This is a genomic window from Bacillus chungangensis, from assembly GCF_030812995.1.
GTDB lineage: Bacteria > Bacillota > Bacilli > Bacillales > Bacillaceae_C > Bacillus_CF > Bacillus_CF chungangensis.
On record NZ_JAUSTT010000002.1, the window covers coordinates 202,185 to 224,630 of the forward strand.

Consider the following 22,446-nt stretch of genomic DNA (forward strand, 5'->3'; position numbering starts at 1 on the left):
GGAAGGAAAGCTTCTTGAATCAACATTGCACGAAGAAAAAGCGGTTTTCTTTTTCGAGGACGTTGCGTCCTTAGCCTTTGTTCTACTTCCCATCAGTAGGAGATAAGAGATAATCCCCACTGATGGAAGTTTCACTTTATAGATTCCTTTTAAACGAAAAAAAAGTCTAAGCAATAAAAATTACTTAGACATCTTTTCCGCAGCTATCACTCTGCTCTACTGCCGTTAATAATGCTTCATGATAGCTTGGATGCGGATAAAGCGGATATTGTAAATCTTCTATTCTTGCAACCATTTCTCCAGCGACAATCGCTGTTGAGATTAATTCTGCTGCTCCTTCTCCAATCATGTGCATACCGAGGAGCCGCTCTGTTTCCTTGTCAAAAATCGTTTTGACGATTCCTGCTCTCTTTTCTGTTATTTGGGCGAATCCGTTCTCTTGCATGCTGTTTTCGCCTACTTTTATCGCATAACCAGCTGCTTTCGCTTCCTGCTCACTCATCCCAACAGTCGCGATTGGCGGATCACTGTATACGACCTTTGGAATCCAAGGAGAATCAACAGCAGCTTTATGTCCAGCAATGACTTCAGCTGCGATCTTACCTGCTTTTATCCCTTTTGCTGCCAATAGCGGCTCGCCTGTCACATCACCAACAGCAAAAATATGCTTATTTTGTGTCCGACACTGCTCATCTGTCTTAATAAAGCCATTCTCGTCTGTTAATACATTTGCCCGTGTCAATCCGAGATGCTTCGTATTCCCAAGCCATTTTGCTTGTTTGTAAAAATGCGTCGCGGTAAGCGTGGCTTCCTCGCCATTCTGCTTTAAAAAGCGGCAATAGACTGTATCGCTTTCTTCTGAAAGTTGAATACTACTGGCTTTTGTATATACGTTGATCTTCGCTTTTTTTAACTGCCGTTTTAATATTTTCGTAATCGAGTGATCGAATGAAAATGAATCTTGCTCCATAATGATAGAAACAGCAGCGCCAAGCTTGCGATAAGCAAATGCAGCTTCAATAATCATGTCATCGCAGCCAATGAGAAGGAGCTTTTCAGGAATTTTTTTCAATTGAAATAGTTCGTACGGATGAAGTTGTGTCTTTAATTTTTCATCTTGTTCAAATATTGCTGCACCCGTTGCAATAATCGCATGGTCAAAATGGATCACATCGTATTGATGCCCTTTTTCGACACTCACACGCTCATCCGTTAAAAAAGCTGCTGTCCCATTCACCACTTCAATTTGATTTTTTTGGCATAAAGCTGTGACACCTTTGTAAAGCCTCTCTATCAATTGTTGTTGATATGTTTGAAACGTATTTACATCAAAAAGTAAACCTTGAAGTTGAAATCCCACCTTTTTCATATGTGTGAATGACTCAGCTACATTTGCTGCATGAATAAGGGTTTTCGAAGGAATGCAGCCATCATGCAAGCATACGCCACCTAACTTTCTCTGTTCAATCAGTAAAACATCTTTGCCTAATTGCGCTGCTCGAACGGCAGCGGTATAGCCTGCAGGCCCGCCGCCAATGACAACAACCTCTTTCTGTTGCACTATTTCACCGACAACCATCTTAACTCAACTCCACAAGCATTTGGGCTGGCTGCTCCAATCGCTCTTTTAATCTATTTGTAAATTGAATTGCAGTCGCTCCGTCCACTGTACGATGATCAAACGACATAGATATGTTCATCATCGATCGAATAACAATTTGATCATCCATCACGACAGGCCGTTTTTTTGTTTGATGAAAGGCTAATATTCCTGTTTGTGGATAGTGGATAATTGGGGTAGCCGCCATGCCTCCGAGCGGCCCTGCATTGCTGATTGTAAACGTACTTCCAGTTATTTCAGCCCTTGAAAGCGTATTAGTCTGGGCTTTTTCGATTAATGATTTCATTTCCTGATGAATATCCATCATTGATTTTTGTTCAACATGATGGATAACAGGGACAATAAGCCCTTCTTTTGCATCAACAGCAATTCCAATATGATAATGCGCTTGAAGTCGAATGATGTCGTTTTCTTCATCTAATATTGCATTGAATATAGGATATTCTTGTAGAGTAAGCTGTGTCGCTTTAATAAAAAAAGCTGTAAGTGAGAGAGGCTTGCCTTGCTTTTTTAAGATGCTTTGATCGCTCAGTAAATGGGTGGCATCCACTTCATCAAAATGAGTCACATGCGGGATTGTATAAAAAGATTTTACCATGTTGGCGGCAATTTGCTTTCTTCGCCCTTTAAAAGGGATTTCTAATGGCAACGTTTTTGCAGCAGGCTCCGTTTCTGCTTGATTCATAAACCGATAGACATCTTCATCTGTAATGCGGCCGCCAGGTCCAGTTCCATCGATAAGCGCTAAATCAATGTCATTTTCGCGAGCTATTTTTCTCGTATATGGTGCAGCAAGGATGATTTTTTCTTTGTTTTTTACTGTGTTCCATGCTTTCTTTGCGCTTTGCTTTGTTTTTTTTGTTTTCGTGTTTTCTTTTCCGGCATCAATCTTTAACAAAGTTGTCCCGACAGTAACTTGATCTCCTTCTTCAAACAATATTTCTGTTACTGTTCCAGAAGCTGGCGACGGTATTTCTGCTGTCATTTTATCTGTTTGAACTTCGACGAGCGGCTGGTCGCTTGTTACATGGTCGCCAACTTGTACGAAATAACCTATTATCTCTCCCTCTGTCAGACCTTCTCCAATATCATGAAGTTTTACTTCTAACATATTAGTGCCGCCTACCTTTCTCTTTCAACTTCATTTAAAAATTGACTACCTTCTCAATTGCTTGAACGACCCGATCTACGGTCGGCAAGTAATGCTGTTCTAATGCAAAAAAAGGAACTGGACAATCGAAGCCGGCTACTCTTGCAATCGGAGCTTTTAAATATAGGAACGAGCTGTCTTGAATCAATGCAATGATTTCACTGCCTAATCCACTTGTTAAAGGTGCTTCGTGCACAATAACTGCCCTTCCCGTTTTTTGAACGGATTGGCTAATGGCATCTCGGTCTAATGGATATAGTGTTCGCAAATCTAACACATCACAACTTAGTCCCTTTTCTTGTGCTGCATGAGCTGCTTTGATTGCAATTGGCATCATCGCTCCCCAAGCGAAGATCGTTGCATTATCTCCATCTAATACTTTATTTGCTGTTCCAATTTCGATCGTATATGACTCACTTGGTACGTCCTCTTTCATCGTTCGATAGCAGCTCATCGGTTCTAAAAATAAGACGGGATCGGGATCATTCACACTCGCAATAAGTAGCCCTTTCGCTTCATAAGGCGTTGAAGGACATACAACCTTGATCCCAGGCATATGAGTAAATAATGCCTCTACACTATCTGAATGGATTTCTGGGGCACGAACACCAGCACCGTAAGGAGCACGAATGACGATCGGGACATGGTGCGTTCCCATTGTCCGCATTCGTAATCTTGTCGCATGTGTCATGATTTGTTCATATGCAGGATAAATAAATCCAAGAAATTGCATTTCTACTATTGGAAGCAGTCCATTTACCGCCATCCCAATTGCCGTTCCAACTATCCCTGCTTCACTTAAAGGAGTATCGATGACCCGTTTTTCTCCGAATTCCGCTAATAGACCTTCCGTCGCTCGAAAGACGCCGCCATTTATACCAACATCCTCCCCCATGACGATTACACGTTCATCTTCCTTCATCATTGTTCGCAATCCATCATTTACAGCTTGGACGAGTGTTCGTTTTTCTGACTTCATTCTTTCACACCTCTTATATATGCATGATAATCATCTTGCTGCTGTTGAATCGTCCATGTTGGTTTAGCAAAAACATGATGAAACATATCATTTGGATCCGCTTTTGGAAACGCCTCCATTTCTTCAACCGCACGTTCTATTTTTAAGATTACTTTTTCAGTCACAGTACTAGCCCACCCCTCGTCCCAGATCCCTTCATTTTTCATTAATCTTTCTAGACGTAAAATAGGATCAGCTGTTTGGCGTTTTCGTTCACTTTCTGCCTGATCTCGATATTTGCTCGGGTCGTCTGCCGTTGTATGTGCGCCATATCTCCATGTGTCCGCTTCAATTAGTGTTGGTCCTTCCCCTAATCTTGCCCTTTCCAGCGCTTCTATCGTAATAAAATAGCTGGCAAAAATATCATTTCCGTCAATTTTAATCCCAGGAATATCATATGCAACTGCTTTTTGCGCAATTGTTCTCGAATTCATTTGCTTTTCAATTGGCACTGATATAGCATAATGATTATTTTGATTAAAAAAGACTACTGGTGCTTTAAATACACTAGCAATGTTCAAACCTTCATGAAAATCACCCTCTGAAGTAGCACCATCGCCAAAGTAGACAATAACTGCATTGTTTGTCTGTTTATACATTTCAGCCATTGCTGCTCCTGTGGCATGCGGCAGCTGTGTCGCAATTGGAACAGCTGGAGGGAAAATCTTTCTATGTGGGGGCGAAATACATCCTTCTACTCTCCCATTCCAATATAACAGCATGGTTGCAAGCGAATGGCCAAAGGTGATGCTGGCAGCATGATCACGATAGGTTGGAAATAACCAATCTTGTTCATTTAATGCCATCGCACTCCCTACTTGCGCTGCCTCTTGCCCTTCAAAAGGGACATAAGTACCAAGTCTGCCTTGTCTTTGCAGGCTAATTGCCTTGCGATCAAAATGTCTTACTAACAACATGTTTTCATACATTTTTTTCACAAGTGAAGTTGGAATAGATTCTGTAAAAGAGCTCGTTCTATATCCTTGCTCATCTAAATAACAAACTTTTGTAAACGCTGTCATTAAACTCCTCCTTCAGTAAAGAATTCAATGCTTAAATACCCATTTAGGCCGCTTCTCCCTTAAAAAAAAGCTATTGCGCTGTTTACTTTTGTTGATTTTCTCTTCGCATGTTCGGTTGGCGGCTTCCAATGTTGAAATATTTTCATTTTCTGATACACGGTATACTTCTAAGAGCGTATGATAAATTGCCTTCGTTTTTCGCAACACCCGCTCCTTATTTGCACCATATAATTCATCCGAGACTTGAATCAGTCCGCCGGCATTCACAATGTAATCTGGTGCATAAAGAATATTTTTCTTTTGCAAGTCATAACAATGATCGTCATGGCGCAATTGATTATTAGCAGAACCAATAACTGCTCGTGCTTTTAGAAGGTTAATCGTTTCTGGATGAATAATGCCGCCAATTGCACATGGGACGAACATATCTACAGGAACGCGATAAATATCGTGTTCGGATATAACCTTTAACGAATCATTTCCGATTTCCTTCGCTCTTGATTGAATGGCATCAATGACTCTTTCATTCTTATCTGCAACATAGAGTTGTGCTCCCTCTCTTAATAAAAGCTCAGCAATTTTAAAACCTACTTTTCCTATTCCTTGAATAGCGAAAGAACTATTCCCCAGCTTTTGGGAGCCATTCAATATCGAATTTGTCGCCATCATTCCATAAATAACGCCTTGAGCAGTAGGAATAGATGAATCTCCACTCCCCCCATACTCTTCCGGCACTCCCACAATATAATTTGTTTCTTTCATTGCATGAACAAAATCTTCTGGCGTCGTCCCCATATCGGTGCCTGTATAAAAGCGTCCCCCTAATGAAGCAACAAATTGGCCAAAAGCACGAAATAACGCTGGTGACTTATCTTTTTTCGGATCACCAATAATCACTGCTTTTCCGCCGCCAAAGTCTACATCCGCAGCAGCACATTTATACGTCATCCCTTTTGAAAGCCGCAATACATCTTCCAATGCTTCCGTAAAAGAGCTGTACGGAAACATTCTGCATCCGCCAGTAGCAGGTCCCATCGCTGTATGGTGAATCGCAATAATCGCTTTTAGCCCTGTCGCCTCATCGTGGCAAACAACAACTTGCTCATGCTCTTGTATTTTTTCGAAAAAATCCACAATGTAGTTCCCCTTTCATCAACAAACAATTTATTTACCTAATAGAATCGTTGAATTTAACTATGACTAATTGAGATCACATTATATAAGCTGAATTGCAACAGTTATAAGCCGATCTCTCCATTTATAAAGAAGCATTGATTTTATCTGCTATTTGTTTTTTTGGTAAAATGAGTTGAATAACTTCGCCGCTGCCAATAAGTCCTTTTTCGTTCCATGCTTCTGTTTTTGCTGTAACGATGTTGTCTTTTAATGTTGTCAATGTTGCCTTAACTGTTACTTTCGTTCCCTTTGTTGTCGGGGCAAGGTGTCTTACCTTGACTGAACCGCCAATACCTTCTTCATGCTCCTCTAAATAAGGAAGGATTAGTTGCCTTGCTGCCCATTCCATATGGTAAACCATGGAAACAGTAGCATATGCTTCATGCACGACCTCGCCTTCAAATTGTGCAAACATGTCTGATGTGACATAAAAAGAAAAGGATGCTGTTTGCCCAATTTCCATTCCTTGTTTCATCCTTTTTTTTATCCCCCTATTTCCTATATGGTTAATAGTGCCCGATCGTTTGTTAGCTGTTCTCCTTTTATTGTTTGGAATGCCTCCAATAATTTTTCAATCGTTAGTTCCTTTTTCTCGGCTTCTTTTACTTCAAAAATAATGTTTCCTTTATCCATCATTAACAGACGGTTGCCAAGCTTAAGCGCTTGCTGCATATTGTGTGTTACCATTAATGTTGTCAACTGTTTGCTTTCGACCATTTCCTTTGTCAACGTAGTTATTAATGCAGCTCTTGATGGATCTAAAGCAGCTGTATGTTCATCAAGCAATAAAATCGAAGGCTCTGTAAAAGTAGCCATCAGCAAGGAAAGTGCTTGCCGTTCTCCGCCTGATAAAAGCCCTGCTTTCGCATGCAGACGATCTTCTAATCCTAAATGTAGAGCCGCTAAAGACTGTCTAAAAAAATCTCTTCTTTTTTTACTTGCTCCCATTCGCAGCGTACGTTTTTTATTGCGGGCATAGGCAAGTGCCAAGTTTTCTTCAATTGTCATACTTGGAGCTGTCCCCGCCATTGGGTCCTGAAATACCCTCCCAATAAGAGTAGAACGTTTATATTCCGGCTGCTGTGTTACATTTTCTCCGTTTATTGAAATTGTTCCTACGTCTGGCAGCTGAACACCAGCAATCATGTTCATGAGCGTTGATTTCCCTGCCCCATTGCTTCCAATGACTGTTACAAAATCTCCTGTATCTAATGAAAGATTAATGTCATTAAGAGCGACTTTTTCATCGGAGCTCCCCTCATTAAAAACCTTTCTAATCTGTTCTAGACGGAGCAACACGACCATCCTCCTTCTGCATGACACGTTTCTTATGATGGCGTTGTTTTCTGCGTTTCTCTCTTTGCTTTTCCATTATTTTCGGTGTAATAAGTGCGAAAATAACGATAACTGCTGTAATGAACTTCATATCTCCCGTATCAAACACTTTTATTCTCAGTGCTAAGCCTAGAACAATCCGATAAATGATAGCACCACCAATGACAGCAAGCGTCGTTCGAAATATCGTTTTTGTCCCAAAGATAGCTTCTCCGATAATGACAGAAGCTAAGCCAATAATGATCATGCCAATTCCCATTCCAACATCGGCGAATTGTGCGTATTGGGCGATTAATGCACCTGAAAAAGCAACCAATCCGTTAGAAATGCCAAGCCCTAAAATAATAAGTGAATCAGTATTTGCTGAGAAACTGCGAATCATTCGTTTATTATCACCTGTTGCTCTTATAGCAAGACCAATTTCTGTCTGTAAAAAAAGGTCTGTCATCACCTTAATAAAAAGGGTGATCAATGCTATAAACAGAAGAATTCCCCATGTTTTAGGAGGATGCTGTATTCCGATACTTGCTGCTAATTGATTAAAAAAAGAATCAGCCCCAATATTTTCCCATATATCTGTAAATATTGTCATTACTGTTTCAGCATTCATTAAAGGTATATTTGACCTGCCAACAATATTTTCAGAAGTAAACCCCATAATCCGTAAATTAATCGAATATAGTGCAATCATCATCAAAATCCCTGATAATAGCGGATTGATTTTTCCCTTTGTATGCAAAATACCTGTCATAGAGCCGACAACAAAACCAACTGCTAGCGCTAAGCCTGTTGCTGCAAACGGATGATAGCCAAAAAGAATCATGGTGGAAGCAATTGCCGCCCCAGTAACAAAGCTGCCATCTACTGTTAAGTCGGGAAAGTCAAGGATGCGAAAAGAAAGATAGACGCCCAATGCCATAATTGCGTAGATGATTCCTTGTTCTACCGAGCCAAAAATAGCTGTAAACATGTCGAATCATCTCCTCATTTATCAACGAATTCGGCATTCCACTCTGGCTTCACCTCAACTTCAATCGTGGCAGCCGCCTCTTTGTTCATTTTTAATTTCAATGTTTGTGGAGGCTGCACAGCAAGTGCTTCAGGAACAGCCTCTTCATGTAAAACTTTGACTGCCATTTCACCTGCTTCATAGCCAATATCGAAATAATCGAAGCCAAAAGCCGCAAATGCACCACGGTCCAATGAATCTAAATCAGCAGTAAATAAAGGTTTTTTCATTTGATTTGCAACTGTTACAACGGCTTCAATGGCGGCCACGACAGTATTATCAGTGACTATATAGAAGGCATCTACTTGATCTGCTAGTGATTCTGCGGCTTGCTTTACATCTGCTGTCGTTGCAACTGCTGCTTCCTTCAATTCCATTCCAAGTTCACTAGCAAGCTGCTTGACATTATTCACTTGTGCCCGAGAATTTTGTTCTCCCACGTTGTAGATTGTTCCAATGATTGTCACTTCCATTTCTTCCTTCATAAAAGTGAGTGTTTTATTAATCGCTTCGGGATGGGCATCCATCGTTCCAGTTGCATTTGTCCCTGGTTTTTCCAAATCCTTTACTAATTCAGCACCGACTGGATCTGTTACAGATGTGAAAATAATCGGAATCTCGCTCGTTGCACTTAGAGCAGCTTGAGCACTTTGGGTTGAATTTGCAAAAATTAGATCGACATCGGCACTCACAAGATTTTTAGCAATACTTGTATTTGCGCTATTGTCCCCTTGAGCGTTTTGACTATCGTAGCTAACGTTCAAGCCTGCATCTTTCAATGCTTTTTTAAATCCTGACTGGGCAGCATTTAAAGCTGGATGCTCCATTATTTGTGTGATGCCAATTGAATACTCTTTTTCTTTTCCTTGATCCCCTGCAGATGGTGTTGGCTTTGTGCCGCATGCTGCCAATAGCCAAAGCATACAGAAAACGATTGCCAACCGTTTCCAACTTGACTTCATTCTTTTTCCCCCTCTTGGTAGCTAAATATAGATGGCTTCCTTTTCACTCCCCACTCATTCCCTTTTTGTTAAAAAGGGAATGAAATAGTTCAGACAGTTCAGTCTTTTCTATGGCGTTTCAACCTTGTTCCTTACTCTTCCTGATAGCTGTTATTTCTTTTAAACGAATATCGCACTCTTCCATCATCGAATCGATAAGCTCCCTCACTGTCAGAACCCGATTAATTAACCCAGCAATTTGCCCACAATTCATATAACCTTCCTCTTCATTTCCTTCCAACGCTCCGAGTAAGTGACGGTCTTCATTCGTTGCTTGCTGAAATTCCACTGGCGTTATTGACCTCTCTTCTTGTGCTTTAATCGATTTCGTATAAGGGCCTGCTAGTACTCTCCTGCCTTTTTGAAGAGAACGGCCAATTACAATCGTACTTGTGTCATCCGCTTCTAACAGTCTTTTTTTATAAAGAGGGGAAAAGGGGGCATCTGTAGTGGCAACGAATCTTGTTCCCATTTGTATTCCTTTTGCTCCTAAAGCAAACATCGCCAGCATGCCTCTGCCATCAGCAATCCCGCCGGCAGCTACGACTGGCAGCTTGATTGCATCGACTACTTGGGGAATAAGCGCAAGTGTTGTCGTTTCAAAAGAAGAGTGAATACCAGCTGCTTCCACTCCTTCAGCGATAACAATTTGAGCTCCGGCAGCTGCTGCTTTTAAAGCATGCTTTACAGTACTAACAACACACATAGCAACTACACCATTGTCCCGAAGATAAGAAATATAAGGAGCAGGATTGCCTGCTGATAAGGAAACAGCTTTAAGCTTATATTGGACAGCGATCCGAAGCATCTCTTCACTCCACCTATTTACAGAGATTGGGATATTAAGCGCAAAAGGCTGATCTGTTCTTTGCTTTGTTTCTTTGATTAATCTTTCAACTTGCTCAGGATTCATCGTACCAGTACCAATCGTACCTAAACCGCCAGCTTCTGAAACCGCTGCTGTTAACTGGGCGCTGCTAATATTCCCCATTCCCCCTTGAATGATCGGAACTCGAATACCAAGGATCGCTTCCAATTCCATTCACTCTCCCCCTTCCTAAAAACATTCGTTAATAGTCATACACACCACGACCTGTCTTGCGGCCAAGCCTTCCTGCTTTCACATATTTTTCTAACAAAGGGGCAGGCCGATATTTTTCGCCAAGCTTTTCGTGCAAATATTGAAGATTGTACAATCTCGTATCAAGCCCCACTAAATCAGCGAGCTCAAATGGCCCCATCGGATAATGCAAGCCAAGCTTTACAGCTTTATCAATATCTTCAGGCGTGCCAATTCCTTCTTGCAGCATATAGAATGCTTCATTTCCAATTAATGCACTCAATCTGCTCGTTACAAAGCCGGGAAATTCATTGATAATGACTGTCTCTTTCCCCATGCGAGCAGCAGCATTTTTGACGAATGCTACTGTTTGTTCACTCGTTTCCATACCTTTTACAATTTCTATGAGCTGCATTTGATGGACAGGGTTAAAAAAATGCATGGCAACGACTGCGTGCGGCCGGTTCGTAAAAGAACCAATTTCTGTTGGGCTCATCGTTGATGTATTTGTTGCCAATACACAGTCTTTTTTAGCAAATTTGTCCAGCTGTCTAAAGACGTTGCGTTTCATCTCTATTTGCTCCGGGACAGCTTCTATTATAAGATCAGCACCATTTACCGCATTTTCAAGATTTGCTTCATAAAAGAGCCTATCTTCGGCTTTTTTCTTTTCAGCTTCTGAAATTTTGCCTCGCTGCAGCCCTTTTTTAAACAAACTGTCATTTTCTTGCTGTGCCTTTCGTAAGGCTTCTTTATCAATATCATGAAGCTTTACGAAAAACCCATTCAGTGCTGCAACGTAGGCAATTCCTCTTCCCATTACACCGGAACCGATAACCGTTATTTGCTGCTGAGGCATACGCACTTCTCTCCTTTGCCAATGCCCATTATTCAAACACACTATTTTCCTTGAAAACAAGCCTTTCTTTTTTCTAAAAAAGCAGCGATGCCTTCACGATGATCTTCTGTCCGTCCTGCAATTCGCTGGGCATAAGCTTCCTTTTCAAGCATTTCATATAGGCTTTCTTCCCAACTTTGCACTGTATAACGTTTAATCAGACCAATTGCTTTTGTCGGCATTTTTGCAATATTTTCAGCAAATCGTGCTGCTTCTTCCTCCCAGTTTGCTTCTGTAAACAGCTTTGTTGCTATCCCAAGCTCCAATGCCTTCACTGCAGACAGCTTTTCACCGAGAATAGCAAGCTCCAATGCTTTCGCATGCCCTACGATTCTTGGCAAATGATAAAGAAGACCAGTATCTGGGACTAAACCAACATGGATGAAAGCTGCTAAAAAACTCGCTTTTTCGGATACAATACGGAAATCACAAGCAAGCGCCAAACTAAAGCCAGCACCGGCAGCAACGCCATTTACTGCAGCGATTACTGGCTTTTCAAGATTGGAAAGCTGTTGAATCATAGGGTTATATTGATTTCTGACAATGGAGCCATAATCAGCACCAATATGAACACTGTCGAGATCCTGGCCAGAGCAAAATGCTCGCCCTGCACCAGTAATGACAATTGCACGCACTTCGTCGTTTTTGGCAGCACTTTTTAACGCTTCTGTTAATTCGGCCAACATTTGTTCCGTAAAAGCATTTAATTGAGCTGGACGATTAAGTGTAATCGTTAAGACATGATGATGAACATCAGATAATATCGTTTTGTACATGTGATAACCCCCTCAAGATCCTTTAAAATGAGGTGTTCTCTTTTCTATAAATGCTTTCATGCCCTCTTTTTGATCCTCTGAAGCAAAGAGCAAATAGAAATTTTTCCGTTCATATTGCATTCCTTCATATAAGGAATAGTCGACGGCTTTATTAACCGCTTCTTTTATAAGGCGGATAGAGAGCGGCGGCTTTTGGGCAATTGTTTTTGCAAAGTTGTATGCTTCTTCCATTAATAATTCTGGAGCGATCACCCGATTAAGAAAACCACCTGCTTTTGCTTCCTTCGCACTCATCATCGCACCAGAGAAAAGCCACTCAAGTGCTTTCTTCTTTCCCATTTGCTTTGTCAACAACTGCGTGCCGCCAGCTCCTGGCATAACACCTAGATTTACTTCAGGAAAGCCGAATTGTGTTCCCTCCGCTGCAAATAACACATCACATGCCAACGCCAATTCAAACCCTCCCCCAAGTACAAATCCATGAACAGCCCCGATCAATGGCTTTTTTAATAAAAAGAGCCGATCCCAATCAGCAAATTGATTCATTAGCTCCATTTGAATGGCATGATCATATGCCATCTCTTCTATGTCTGCGCCAGCGGCAAACGCACGGCCATTGCCGCTGATCATCATTATCCGAATCTCATCATCGCGGTCCAATTGTTCTAAGGCAGCGATGATTTCACGAACCATTTCTCGATTTAAAGCATTTAAAACATGTGGTCTATTAAGCTTCACCATCCCAATTTGTTCGTCTTTTGCTACTTGAAGATAAGTAAACTCAGTCATTCGTCTCCTCACCAAACATAAATGAAACAATATTCCCAGCAAAAGTCATGACGTCTTTACCTGATGCTTTTGATTCCGGAGTTTTCGCCGCTTTTTGAAATGCTGCTTCACTTTCATACATCATTTCACACATGAGATAATATGGACTTTCTCCTCTTGGGGCGCCAGTCATTTTCGTTACTCTTATTTCCTTGAGCCCTGGAATTTTTGCTGTCAATGGAAGATGGGTTTGAAAATAATGCTCATCAAACGCTTTCGGATTTTCCGGTTGTTTAAATAGTGCAATCATTTTGAACATGAATGATACTCCCTTTCTTTTTGAAAAATTGGCTTCATCGCCTCAAATGGATTTTTACAAGCTTTACAATAAAGCATGCTGCGGCAAGCAGCAGGTCCAAACACATTTTCCAATACTGTATGAAGAGACTCACAATAAGGGCAAGCAACTGTCCACTGTCCTTGTCTAAATGGAGGAGCAGGGGGAGGTGCAATGCCAAATTTTTTTAACTTTTCTCTCCCTTCTTTTGTAATGCGGTCAGAAGTCCAAGGCGGAGCATAAATGAATTCAACTTCCGCTCGATCTCCCATTGCTTCCACAGCTTGTATCAGATTATCTTTGATCATATCTATTGCAGGACAACCTAAAAATGTCGGCAGTACTTTAATTAAAATACAATCATCATGCATGACTATATCCTCAATCATGCCAAGCTCGACAACACTTATCACCGGAATTTCAGGATCTTTTACAGTTTGCAATCGTTCAAAAATCTTTGTTTTTTTCCGTTCGACATCCATATACGTCACCCTTTACATGTAATGCCTGCTTTTACCATACAGTGTGCGGATCTAAATCATATACTTCACTAAGCGTCGCAAGTGCTGCTTTTAAATCGCCCGTATGCTCTCCTTTGCGACCATCGCCGCTGTTCATTTGAGGATCACCTGGATAAGGAACATTTACTTTAGAAAAAATCTTTTTCATTTCCACGATAAAACGAGTATGGAATGCTGACTCCGCTTCTAGCAATTGACTTTTTACCATTCTGTCTCCTATTGGCCCAAATGAAAGGACACCTGCAAATTCTCCCCATACCTGTTTAATCGCTGCTTCCATTCTTTTCCTTGCTTCGCCGCCGCTAAGACATAGCTGTTGAAACCAAACCTTCCAATGCATCACATGATAATGAAGCTCCACTTGGATGTTTGCTGCAAGTTGTGCCAAAGGCTCAAACGAGGACTTTTCAAGAACATGAAGTTTTTCTTGCTTATAAACACTATAGAAATAGTGGCGCACTACAGCAAAAGCCCAATCAAATCGCGGTTCTTCTAGGTATGTTCCTGTTCCATTTGCAAGCTCTAGCAGCACTGCATTCCTTCTTTCAGAAGCAGGCCGTTCATGGGCTATTACATTTGCCTTACCTTCTCCTAATGTTTCTAACAGCTCATAGTACAATACTGCATGACCCATCGTATCTTGATTAATAGATGAAAAGGCGATGTCTTCTTCAATATGCGGGGCAAGGCCTAACCATTCTGAGCCGCGAAAGGCTAAAACGAAGTCATCATCTGCTAATTGATAGAGCAATTCTATTAACGCCTGCTTATCCTCTATTAATTGGACTTTCTCTGGAGAGCTCTTACTTGTCACGCTGTTTTTCCCCCCATGATAATATTTCTTTCTCATCCAGCATTTGCTGCTCATAATGCCGCCATTTTTTTCGCAAATATCCGTAGCCTTTTGTCATGCGATAATCTTTATTATTTAATCGCTGTAAAGAAGCCCTTTCTGCCGGCTGAAGCATGCTAATATCAGAACGCTTTACAACCCAAAGATCTACAGCAGACTCACGACGCAAAAAATTTTCTTGCGCCATTACAATGGCAATTTCATGATTTGGTGCTAGTAAACTAAATTGGTGCTGAAAATGAGCAAGATCTGTCTTTTTACTAAAAACTTCAAAAACTTCATAAAAGGATTCAGTTGAAGCTCGTTGATTTTGCAAAGCTCTGCCTACTCCTTTCTTGTATTTGTCGATGTACCGTTGATTAGCATTGAATGTTATGGTTAACCAATATGAAGGTGCAGCACTCCAATCTACAGAAATAATCGTTCCTATCCAGTTTTTTTAACACTAAGTGCTTCTCTTACCCAGCGATGATCCTCAAATGCAAGCTTTCGCAGTCGCAAGCGATCTTTCGATTTAGGGCCATGATTGGCAATGATTTTTTTAAACAGCTTCCAATCTGGCTGCCGATATACCCATTGGCCAGTTGCTTTGTCTACAAACATCGTTTCATCTGGAAGCGTTAAGCCTAATGCTTTGATTCGTGGAACATATTTAGCAAAGAAATCTTGTCTGAGTTCTTCATTTGTTTTTGTCCGAATTTTATATTTTATCGTGATGTCCTGCTTAGAGGAACCGGTTGTATTTGCACTTTTTGGCCCAAAAAACATGAGCAGCGGCTCCCACCAGCGATTTAAAGCAGCCTGGAGCATGTCTCGTTGTTCAGCCGTCCCTTCTGCCAAAGCTATTACAATTGCTTCCCCATGCTGTGCATGAAAAACTTCCTCGGCACAAATACGCTGCAATGCTCTAGCATACGGGCCATAAGAGCCTTTAAGCATATTCGTTTGTGTCATAATAGCAGCCCCATCTACGAGCCAAGCAATCATCCCTGCATCAGCCCAAGTTGGCGCCTCCATATGAAAAACATTATGAAACTTTAATTTTCCAGTAAAAAGATCAGCCATTAAATCATCCCGCGTTTTTCCGAACGGTTTTAATAAATCTTCCGTCACCCGGAGAAGCAGCTGTCCATGCCCCATTTCATCCTGCACCTTTGCCATAATTGCCAATTTCCTTCTTAGTGACGGTGCTTTAGGGACCCATTCCTTTTCTGGGAGCGCCCCCATAATCTCACTAATGCCATGCATGGAAATAAGCTTAATAAGCGCCACTCTGTAATCATCAGGCATCCAATCGTCCGCTTCGATTTTTTCACCTTGCTGAATCCGCTCCATAAAAGCAGCGAGCTTGTCTTCTTCTGATAATGAATCCCATCCTTGAAAAGCCATGCCAATCCCCTTTCAATATCCCTCTTGCACAAGTCATTACAATACTATTAACGAACGCGATAAAGACTTATAGTCGCCAGTAAACACTTTTAAGCAGAGCTAGTATCTTAAAGTTCCGCTTTATCGTATATAAATGATGGGCAACTAAAACCATTGAAAACGCTTCCTTTTTTTGTTGTTTAAATAGAATGACAGAAGGGGTGATTTTCTCAAACAGCCGAATAAAGCCTCTCGCGTTAAAAATGTTGAACTACTAAAATAGTATGACGCTGTTTCTTTAATCATGACAAACTTCGGTATAATTGCCCTTGCAAACGAAAAACTGCAACTCAAAAAGAGTGAAGTTAATCATATAAGATAAGCTTTATAAAGTGTACGAAAGCCTTCGTTTTCGTTGATACAAGCTCACCGATTAATAGAAATCAAAAGCATCAATAATAAAGCGACAAATGGTTTATGGTCCTAAGCAAAATATGTTGAAAAAATGATCAAAAAAAAGGGGCGACTCAAAATCGCTTTAGCGACTTGAGCCACCACCTTCTCTTCTTAATTAGCTGTTGCTTCTTCTCCTTGGATATAAAATTGGCGTTTATGTCTGGAAATAAAGTAGCCTAATGTCAATACCATAAAGCTAATGATAAAGATCATAAGAATTCCTAGGTTATTCCATAATACGCTGTAGTCTCCACTGGAGATGACTGCTTTATAAGCTTGCACCGAATATGTCATCGGTAATGCTAGATTTAATGGCTGCAATACTTTTGGAATTAATTCTAGTGGGAATGTCCCTGCGCTTGTTGTTAATTGCAAGATTAACAGAATAATCGCTATAAAGCGGCCTGGATCAGCAAACAACGTCACAAGGAATTGAATTAATGTCACAAATGTAAAGCTTGTAACTACTGTTGTTAAGATAAACAATGGAACACTTTGGACTTCAATTCCTAAGCCGAACAGCATAATCACCACTGCTAAGAACGACTGAATCAGCCCAACAACTGCGATAACGCCAAATTTGCTCATAAACCATGTAAAACCGTTTTTTGGACGTTCAACAGGTTCACGCAAATGATAAACAATCGATAACAAGAGCGCACCTACGAATAAACCTAATGATAAAAAGTATGGTGCAAATCCAGTACCATAGTTTGGCACTTTGTTGATTGGTTTACTCTCAACCTCTACAGGTTCTCCCATCATATCATATGTTTCGTCATTTGTTTGTACATCGCCAGCTTTATCTGCGGCTTCAAAAAGCTTATCTTTTAATTCTTTCGTTCCATCTTCTAATTTATCTGTACCGTCTGCTAGCTCCTTCGAGCCATCAGCTAACTGATGGGTGCCATCGCTAATTTTTAGAGAACCTTCAGAAAGCTCTCCCATTCCACTCAACAATTGAGTAGCACCATCCGATAACTTATTTGCCCCTGAGTTAGCTTCATTTAACTTCTCATGAAAAACATTCATACCAGCCAGTAATGTTTGATGGCCTTTTGCCAATTCTTGTGTACCTTCATGAAGAGCTGATGAACCGGCATAAAGTTCATTCAAGCCTGCTTTCAATTGCTGCTGGCCATTTGCTAATTCGCCGATACTTCCAGATAATGTTTGTGCACCCTTCTGCAGTTCACCAGAAGATTGCTGAAGCTGCTTCGTGCCATTAGCAACTTGTTCGCTGCCTTTTTCTAATTTAGTTATCTCTGGTGTTAATGATGCAAACTGACCGGCCAATTGTTGTTTTACTTCTTCCGGCAGCGGTAGCTGCTCAATGGATGCATTAAATTTTGATAGCTCTGCTTGTAATTGCTGAATCCCTGCATGAACTTGATTTGCTCCAGCAGCGATATTTCCAGCTCCGCCTTGCAGTTCACCCATTTTTTGCGATAATGTGTTGGCGCCAGCCTGAATTTGTTCTGTACCGGCAATGACTTGCCCAGCTGCTGCATTTGCTTCACCTAAACCAGCATTGATTTGCCCTGCTCCAGATACAAGTTGATTTGCTCCAGCACCTGCATCGTTAGCACCTTTTACAAGCTGATCATGGCCAGAAGCCAATTGATTTAAGCCGCTTGCAAGCGTGTTTGTTCCCTCTGCCAACTCTTTTGTTCCTGATTGTGCTTTTGTCACACCATCTTTAAAGTCAATTGACTTTTCAGCTAATAGTTCTAAATTTTCTTTTAATGTTTCAGAACCATCTTTTAGTTTTATTGCACCATCATTTAATTCGCCAGCACCATCACTAGCTTTATCAAATCCATCGGCCATTTCAGTAATACTATCAAAAATTGTCTCAGCATATGTAGCTGTTACTTCTTTAGAAATCGCTGCTTTAATTTCCTTTACAGCTGTTTCTCCAATTTGTGCAGATAGAAAGTTAAAGCTTTCATTTGGAACATAATGAAGTTCCAATTTTTTAGGTTGATCATCCATTAAAGTAGTTGCGTTTTCTGAGAAATTTTCAGGAATTTCTACTAAAATGTAGTATTTTTGCTTTTCAAGATCACGATAGCCTTCTTCTTTATTGACAAAGTGAAAATCGAATTCATTATTTTCCTTCAGCTTGTCAACAAGTTCTTTCCCTAAAGTCAAATCTTTTCCTTCAAATTCAGCGCCTTTATCATTATTGACAATGGCAACAGGCATATCTTCTAAATGTTCATATGGATCCCAAAACGCCCATAAGAACATGCCGCTGTAAAGAATCGGAATAAAAATAACCGCAATAATCGGAATCAATACTTTCCGATCTCGGAAAATCTCTTTCCATTCCGCTATAAAAAGCGATTTCTTCATTTTTTCATCTCCCTCCTATATACATTGACCAATCTGTTCATTTAGTCATTTCATTGTAAAAAAGAGTTGGATCATCAATTAGACAATCCTTTAAATAAGTATAGTTCAAATAACTCGGCAATTTCATCTTTATCTAATGGCTTCCGATCTTGTTCCCAATCAAAAATTAATGAGATATAGAGCTTCAGCATAATAAAAGCAGTAAGTTCAGGGTCGCATTGTTTGATTTCCCCTTTTTCAATTGCTACGTGAATCTTTTCTTTAATATAATCGACAATGGCTTGCTCTACCCGCTTTGTCACTTCGAGAACTTCTGGCGTTCCCAATTCACGTTTTTCTTGAAACAGCTTTATTGCTAATTGATGCTCCTTACGAAATTCTAAAATTCTGTAGAGTGCTTGATGAGCATTTTCGTAAAAGGATCGTTCATCATCTTTTGTTTCTTCAGCTGCTGCTTTCATTTCTTTAATGACTGTTGAAACAATCTCTTCGAATAATTCTTCCTTATTCTTGAAAAAAGTATATATTGTACCTTTTCCAACATTCGCTAGCTTAGCTACTTGATCCATTGTCGTTGCTTTATAACCAAATAAAGAAAATGATTTGGTAGCCGCAGCAATGATGAGCTGCTTGCGATCAATTGCCAATCCTTTCACCTCCTTCAATTGACCGAATGACCAATTGAATGTTTCAGTCATTTTGTCTATGTTTAAGAATATAACATAGCTCATAAAAGATGGCAAGGATTTTTCAAATTTATTTTTTAAGTATTTGCGAAGGGATAAAAGCATATATATCAACGTTTTATTGCTGCTATGCAAATGGAAACGTTTCCTAAAATGAAAAAAGTGCCAGATTCAAGCTGAAGCAAATCTGCTTGGACTCAACACTTTTCCTGAAGGGTATTTCAATTCATTGTTGCCGCTTCTTTTGTTTCATAAACGGCTTTTTTAGAAGGTTGAAAGGCGCTTATTTAATCTATCAATAAAGCTGCCAGCCCAAATATTTGTAAAAATGGTTGCAATCGGTCGAATAACATAGAGTCCAGCAACGGCTGCTGGTGAACCGGTACGTTCTAAAATAAGCAAATTTAAAGCTACAAGGTAAATCCAATTTCCAAAATTAGAAACACCAATTCCTAAAATGAGCAAACTTGGATTCTTCCACTTTCTCAACTAATCACCCTCAGTTATCAAGATAAAGTGAACCTTCCATGAGTGGGGGTTTTCTCTCAATCCCCTACTCATAAAAAAATAGAACAAAGGCTAATCTCGCAACGTCCTCGAAAAAGAAAACCACTTTGTTCTTCGTGCAATGTGTCACTGCCGAAGCTTTTCTTGTCCCTGTTGCAACGCCTTTGTGACCGAATCCTCGAAAAAGGAGAGTTCTTTTTCTTCGTGCGATGCTGATTCAAGAAGCTTTCCTTATCCTGTCGGCCGAATCAATCGGACATTTGACTGCGCTTCTGATTCCTCTACTCCCCAAGGTAGGGGTCTTGACACGCCAGTTAGATGTGGGATAAAAAAACCTTTGGAATTATCAATGCCAAAGTTCATATTGCTTTCTAACATTATCAGCATTGATCATTCCTCGCTGCATCTGAGGAGGGCACATTTTATTATATTTTTTGATCTTTTCGTTGATTTCTGCAATCATGTTAGCAATTTTTGCTTCTGCTGAATTTTCTTCTATGAATGGCAACAATGCAGATAATTTCTCTTTAATTTCCTTTTGTTCCTTAATCCAGGGAGGTAAATAACCGGCATTTTTCGCCGTATTTAAAAAATTCTGATAAACATCTCCTTTAAATAGATTTTTCGGCAGCGGCTTCCCAAAACCCGGATTACTTTTCATATCTTCATTTTTTTCAAAATCTTGATAGATTTGAGCCATCAAATCAACGTGATCATTGTTCTTGTTGCTCAATTCAATTCCTCCAATTTGAATTTTTTTCATTCGCTTTATTATGATGATATTTATATGAATTCCTTTTAACTAAGTGAACAAGCTGAAAAATCAACAGCTGAAAGACATACCATGAACGTTTGTCTTTATTGCTACTGCTTTTTTCTTTTTCATATATGATAACTTCTTTTTTAGATTAAACAAATTGGGCATTTCATTAGAAGGTTATGTAACTGTTAACCCCAGTTTATTACACCTACTTTTCGGAGTTTATTTTCATTTAAATATAGATAAAGTGAAACTTTATTGAGATAGGTTTTTATCCAGTTCGATGTATTGTTGAAACTTTCTGTCTTTATTAACCTCTATTAAGTGAGAAGCAAGCAACTCGCTCACCTCTCACTCACTAATGTTTAAATATTGCAGAACTTGTTGAACTACTTTTTCTCCTTGTTCTATACAATCAGGAATGCCAATGCCTTCAAAAGAGCTACCCGTAACAAAAACACCGGGAAGAGCTGTGTTTACATCGTTTTTCAGCTGATCAACTCGATCTTTATGGCCGACACTATATTGCGGCATCGCATCTTTCCAGCGAGTAACTATTGTAAAAGCCGGATTTGAGCCAATGTCGATAATCTTATTTAAATCTTCCAACACAATTTGTTCAATTTCTTCGTCTGACAAATCGACAATCGCTTCATTATTTGTACGGCCTACGTAGCACCGCAAGAGGACCTTGCCTTTAGGCGTTGTATGCGGCCATTTTTTATGTGTCCATGTACAAGCGGTAATCGTATAATCACCGTTTCGAGAAACAAAAAAGTCCGTTCCTTCAATATTTTTTCGGATCGCATTTTCTGGAAATGCCATCACAACAGTAGCAACTGAAGTCAATGGAATATGTTTAAATGGAGTAAAGAAATTATATGTAGGGAAGAGCGATGGTAGCATTTGATGAGATACACATGTGATGATGCTGTCAGCATACAGTACTGCCCCATTATTTAAAACGACTTGATATTTTTTCTCCCTTTTTTCAATTAGCTCAACACGTACTCCCTTTAACACTGTATTTGGCAAAAAACCGTCTTCAAGCGTATCTACAATCGATTGCAGACCGCTTTTCAAAGTCAAAAACATCCCTTTTTTATTCTGATTTATCGATACTGGAGCTGTCTTTTTCATCCCAGCTATTAAACTGCGATACTGTTGTTCCATTTCCAAAAAATGAGGAAAAGTAGATTTTAAGCTCAATTGATCAATATCACCCGTATGTACCCCTGATAATAGCGGATCTATTAAATTATCTACCACTTCATCCCCTAAACGGCGACGAAAGAAATAGCCCACCGACTGATCTCCCTTTACCTTAGATCGTGGGAGAATGAAATCGGCAGCCGCCCTTATTTTTCCAGGAACAGATAATAGATCAGATGTAATAAACGGTTTTATTGTCGTAGGAACCCCCATTAAAGTCCCTTCAGGTATCGAATAAAGCTTATTATTTACAAGCACATATGATGTTCCTGTTGCACTATGGACAAGCTCCTTCTCCAGGCCTAGAGAGGAAATAAGTCGAACTGCACTTTTATTTTGTGCCAGGAAAGAATCAGGACCTTTTTCAATTGTGAATCCATCCTGGAAAACAGTTTGAATTTTTCCTCCTAAGCGGATCGTTGCTTCAATTAGTTTCACATTGATCGGCAGATTTCTTTTCTCTGCTTCTTGTTGTAGGTAATAAGCTGCCGTTAGTCCTGTGATTCCACCACCAATAATGACAACATCGCGCTTCTCTATTGTCACGGTTTCAT

22 protein-coding genes and 1 pseudogene are annotated in these 22,446 nt (G+C 40.1%); all 23 read right to left on the reverse strand.

From position 1 onward, the window contains the following. Positions 1–184: 184 nt before the first annotated feature. Entirely contained in the window at positions 185–1,579 is a 1,395-nt protein-coding gene (locus J2S08_RS02870) for a dihydrolipoyl dehydrogenase family protein (protein ID WP_307226479.1), read from the reverse strand. Between the two features lies 1 nt (position 1,580). Then, positions 1,581–2,732 carry a dihydrolipoamide acetyltransferase family protein gene (locus tag J2S08_RS02875; protein WP_307226481.1) on the reverse strand — a complete coding sequence of 384 codons (1,152 nt, stop codon included), beginning with the start codon at positions 2,730–2,732 and terminating at the stop codon, positions 1,581–1,583. Between the two features lie 34 nt (positions 2,733–2,766). Next, positions 2,767–3,750, reverse strand: a complete 984-nt coding sequence (locus J2S08_RS02880) for an alpha-ketoacid dehydrogenase subunit beta (RefSeq protein ID WP_307226483.1) — start codon at positions 3,748–3,750, stop codon at positions 2,767–2,769. Then, on the reverse strand, positions 3,747–4,811 hold the full coding sequence (gene pdhA, locus J2S08_RS02885) for a pyruvate dehydrogenase (acetyl-transferring) E1 component subunit alpha (RefSeq protein ID WP_307226485.1): 1,065 nt from the start codon (positions 4,809–4,811) through the stop codon (positions 3,747–3,749). The genes J2S08_RS02880 and pdhA overlap by 4 nt, the downstream gene beginning before the upstream one ends. A gap of 24 nt (positions 4,812–4,835) precedes the next feature. Beyond that, on the reverse strand, positions 4,836–5,945 hold the full coding sequence (locus J2S08_RS02890) for a Glu/Leu/Phe/Val dehydrogenase dimerization domain-containing protein (RefSeq protein WP_307226487.1): 1,110 nt from the start codon (positions 5,943–5,945) through the stop codon (positions 4,836–4,838). A gap of 124 nt (positions 5,946–6,069) precedes the next feature. Beyond that, on the reverse strand, positions 6,070–6,462 hold the full coding sequence (locus J2S08_RS02895) for a thioesterase family protein (RefSeq protein ID WP_307226488.1): 393 nt from the start codon (positions 6,460–6,462) through the stop codon (positions 6,070–6,072). A 23-nt stretch (positions 6,463–6,485) separates the two neighbouring features. Beyond that, complete coding sequence (locus J2S08_RS02900; protein ID WP_307226592.1) at positions 6,486–7,283, reverse strand: ABC transporter ATP-binding protein; 798 nt, start codon at positions 7,281–7,283, stop codon at positions 6,486–6,488. Continuing rightward, positions 7,261–8,292 carry an ABC transporter permease gene (locus tag J2S08_RS02905; protein ID WP_307226490.1) on the reverse strand — a complete coding sequence of 344 codons (1,032 nt, stop codon included), beginning with the start codon at positions 8,290–8,292 and terminating at the stop codon, positions 7,261–7,263. The genes J2S08_RS02900 and J2S08_RS02905 overlap by 23 nt, the downstream gene beginning before the upstream one ends. A 14-nt stretch (positions 8,293–8,306) precedes the next feature. Next, complete coding sequence (locus J2S08_RS02910; RefSeq protein ID WP_307226492.1) at positions 8,307–9,293, reverse strand: ABC transporter substrate-binding protein; 987 nt, start codon at positions 9,291–9,293, stop codon at positions 8,307–8,309. Positions 9,294–9,411: 118 nt separating this feature from the next. Next, positions 9,412–10,374, reverse strand: coding sequence for an NAD(P)H-dependent flavin oxidoreductase (locus J2S08_RS02915; protein WP_307226494.1), 963 nt, complete (start codon positions 10,372–10,374; stop codon positions 9,412–9,414). 28 nt (positions 10,375–10,402) lie between these two features. Then, positions 10,403–11,251, reverse strand: coding sequence for a 3-hydroxyacyl-CoA dehydrogenase (locus J2S08_RS02920; protein ID WP_307226496.1), 849 nt, complete (start codon positions 11,249–11,251; stop codon positions 10,403–10,405). A gap of 41 nt (positions 11,252–11,292) precedes the next feature. Beyond that, on the reverse strand, positions 11,293–12,066 hold the full coding sequence (locus tag J2S08_RS02925; RefSeq protein ID WP_307226498.1) for an enoyl-CoA hydratase-related protein: 774 nt from the start codon (positions 12,064–12,066) through the stop codon (positions 11,293–11,295). Between the two features lie 12 nt (positions 12,067–12,078). Next, positions 12,079–12,855, reverse strand: a complete 777-nt coding sequence (locus J2S08_RS02930; protein ID WP_307226500.1) for an enoyl-CoA hydratase/isomerase family protein — start codon at positions 12,853–12,855, stop codon at positions 12,079–12,081. Then, complete coding sequence (locus tag J2S08_RS02935) at positions 12,848–13,153, reverse strand: EthD family reductase (protein ID WP_307226502.1); 306 nt, start codon at positions 13,151–13,153, stop codon at positions 12,848–12,850. The genes J2S08_RS02930 and J2S08_RS02935 overlap by 8 nt, the downstream gene beginning before the upstream one ends. After that, positions 13,141–13,653 (reverse strand): 1,2-phenylacetyl-CoA epoxidase subunit PaaD, encoded by a 513-nt coding sequence (paaD, locus tag J2S08_RS02940; protein WP_307226504.1) that lies wholly within the window; start codon positions 13,651–13,653, stop codon positions 13,141–13,143. Before paaD ends, J2S08_RS02935 begins: the two co-directional genes overlap by 13 nt. A gap of 31 nt (positions 13,654–13,684) precedes the next feature. Next, complete coding sequence (gene paaC / locus J2S08_RS02945) at positions 13,685–14,506, reverse strand: 1,2-phenylacetyl-CoA epoxidase subunit PaaC (RefSeq protein WP_307226506.1); 822 nt, start codon at positions 14,504–14,506, stop codon at positions 13,685–13,687. After that, complete coding sequence (gene paaB / locus J2S08_RS02950; protein WP_307226508.1) at positions 14,496–14,861, reverse strand: 1,2-phenylacetyl-CoA epoxidase subunit PaaB; 366 nt, start codon at positions 14,859–14,861, stop codon at positions 14,496–14,498. Before paaB ends, paaC begins: the two co-directional genes overlap by 11 nt. A 110-nt stretch (positions 14,862–14,971) precedes the next feature. Beyond that, a complete protein-coding gene (paaA, locus tag J2S08_RS02955; protein ID WP_307226510.1) occupies positions 14,972–15,934 on the reverse strand; it encodes a 1,2-phenylacetyl-CoA epoxidase subunit PaaA in 963 nt (320 codons plus the stop codon). 546 nt (positions 15,935–16,480) lie between these two features. After that, complete coding sequence (locus tag J2S08_RS02960; protein ID WP_307226512.1) at positions 16,481–18,727, reverse strand: YhgE/Pip domain-containing protein; 2,247 nt, start codon at positions 18,725–18,727, stop codon at positions 16,481–16,483. A gap of 74 nt (positions 18,728–18,801) precedes the next feature. Continuing rightward, positions 18,802–19,374 carry a TetR/AcrR family transcriptional regulator gene (locus J2S08_RS02965; RefSeq protein ID WP_307226514.1) on the reverse strand — a complete coding sequence of 191 codons (573 nt, stop codon included), beginning with the start codon at positions 19,372–19,374 and terminating at the stop codon, positions 18,802–18,804. A 318-nt stretch (positions 19,375–19,692) separates the two neighbouring features. Continuing rightward, a pseudogene (locus J2S08_RS02970) lies at positions 19,693–19,902 on the reverse strand (MFS transporter); the annotation flags it as partial. Between the two features lie 364 nt (positions 19,903–20,266). Then, positions 20,267–20,683, reverse strand: coding sequence for a DnaJ family domain-containing protein (locus J2S08_RS02975; protein ID WP_307226515.1), 417 nt, complete (start codon positions 20,681–20,683; stop codon positions 20,267–20,269). Positions 20,684–21,031: 348 nt separating this feature from the next. Further along, entirely contained in the window at positions 21,032–22,438 is a 1,407-nt protein-coding gene (hemY, locus tag J2S08_RS02980; protein WP_307226518.1) for a protoporphyrinogen oxidase, read from the reverse strand. Positions 22,439–22,446: the final 8 nt, after the last annotated feature.

Bases quoted from the DNA above. Each gene is read 5' to 3' on its own strand.
- J2S08_RS02870 (WP_307226479.1), bottom strand. From the start codon at position 1,579: ATGGTTGTCGGTGAAATAGTGCAACAGAAAGAGGTTGTTGTCATTGGC.
- J2S08_RS02875 (WP_307226481.1), bottom strand. From the start codon at position 2,732: ATGTTAGAAGTAAAACTTCATGATATTGGAGAAGGTCTGACAGAGGGA.
- J2S08_RS02880 (WP_307226483.1), bottom strand. From the start codon at position 3,750: ATGAAGTCAGAAAAACGAACACTCGTCCAAGCTGTAAATGATGGATTG.
- pdhA (WP_307226485.1), bottom strand. From the start codon at position 4,811: ATGACAGCGTTTACAAAAGTTTGTTATTTAGATGAGCAAGGATATAGA.
- J2S08_RS02895 (WP_307226488.1), bottom strand. From the start codon at position 6,462: ATGAAACAAGGAATGGAAATTGGGCAAACAGCATCCTTTTCTTTTTAT.
- J2S08_RS02905 (WP_307226490.1), bottom strand. From the start codon at position 8,292: ATGTTTACAGCTATTTTTGGCTCGGTAGAACAAGGAATCATCTACGCA.
- J2S08_RS02910 (WP_307226492.1), bottom strand. From the start codon at position 9,293: ATGAAGTCAAGTTGGAAACGGTTGGCAATCGTTTTCTGTATGCTTTGG.
- J2S08_RS02915 (WP_307226494.1), bottom strand. From the start codon at position 10,374: ATGGAATTGGAAGCGATCCTTGGTATTCGAGTTCCGATCATTCAAGGG.
- J2S08_RS02920 (WP_307226496.1), bottom strand. From the start codon at position 11,251: ATGCCTCAGCAGCAAATAACGGTTATCGGTTCCGGTGTAATGGGAAGA.
- J2S08_RS02925 (WP_307226498.1), bottom strand. From the start codon at position 12,066: ATGTACAAAACGATATTATCTGATGTTCATCATCATGTCTTAACGATT.
- J2S08_RS02930 (WP_307226500.1), bottom strand. From the start codon at position 12,855: ATGACTGAGTTTACTTATCTTCAAGTAGCAAAAGACGAACAAATTGGG.
- J2S08_RS02935 (WP_307226502.1), bottom strand. From the start codon at position 13,153: ATGTTCAAAATGATTGCACTATTTAAACAACCGGAAAATCCGAAAGCG.
- paaD (WP_307226504.1), bottom strand. From the start codon at position 13,653: ATGGATGTCGAACGGAAAAAAACAAAGATTTTTGAACGATTGCAAACT.
- paaA (WP_307226510.1), bottom strand. From the start codon at position 15,934: ATGGCTTTTCAAGGATGGGATTCATTATCAGAAGAAGACAAGCTCGCT.
- J2S08_RS02960 (WP_307226512.1), bottom strand. From the start codon at position 18,727: ATGAAGAAATCGCTTTTTATAGCGGAATGGAAAGAGATTTTCCGAGAT.
- J2S08_RS02975 (WP_307226515.1), bottom strand. From the start codon at position 20,683: ATGAAAAAAATTCAAATTGGAGGAATTGAATTGAGCAACAAGAACAAT.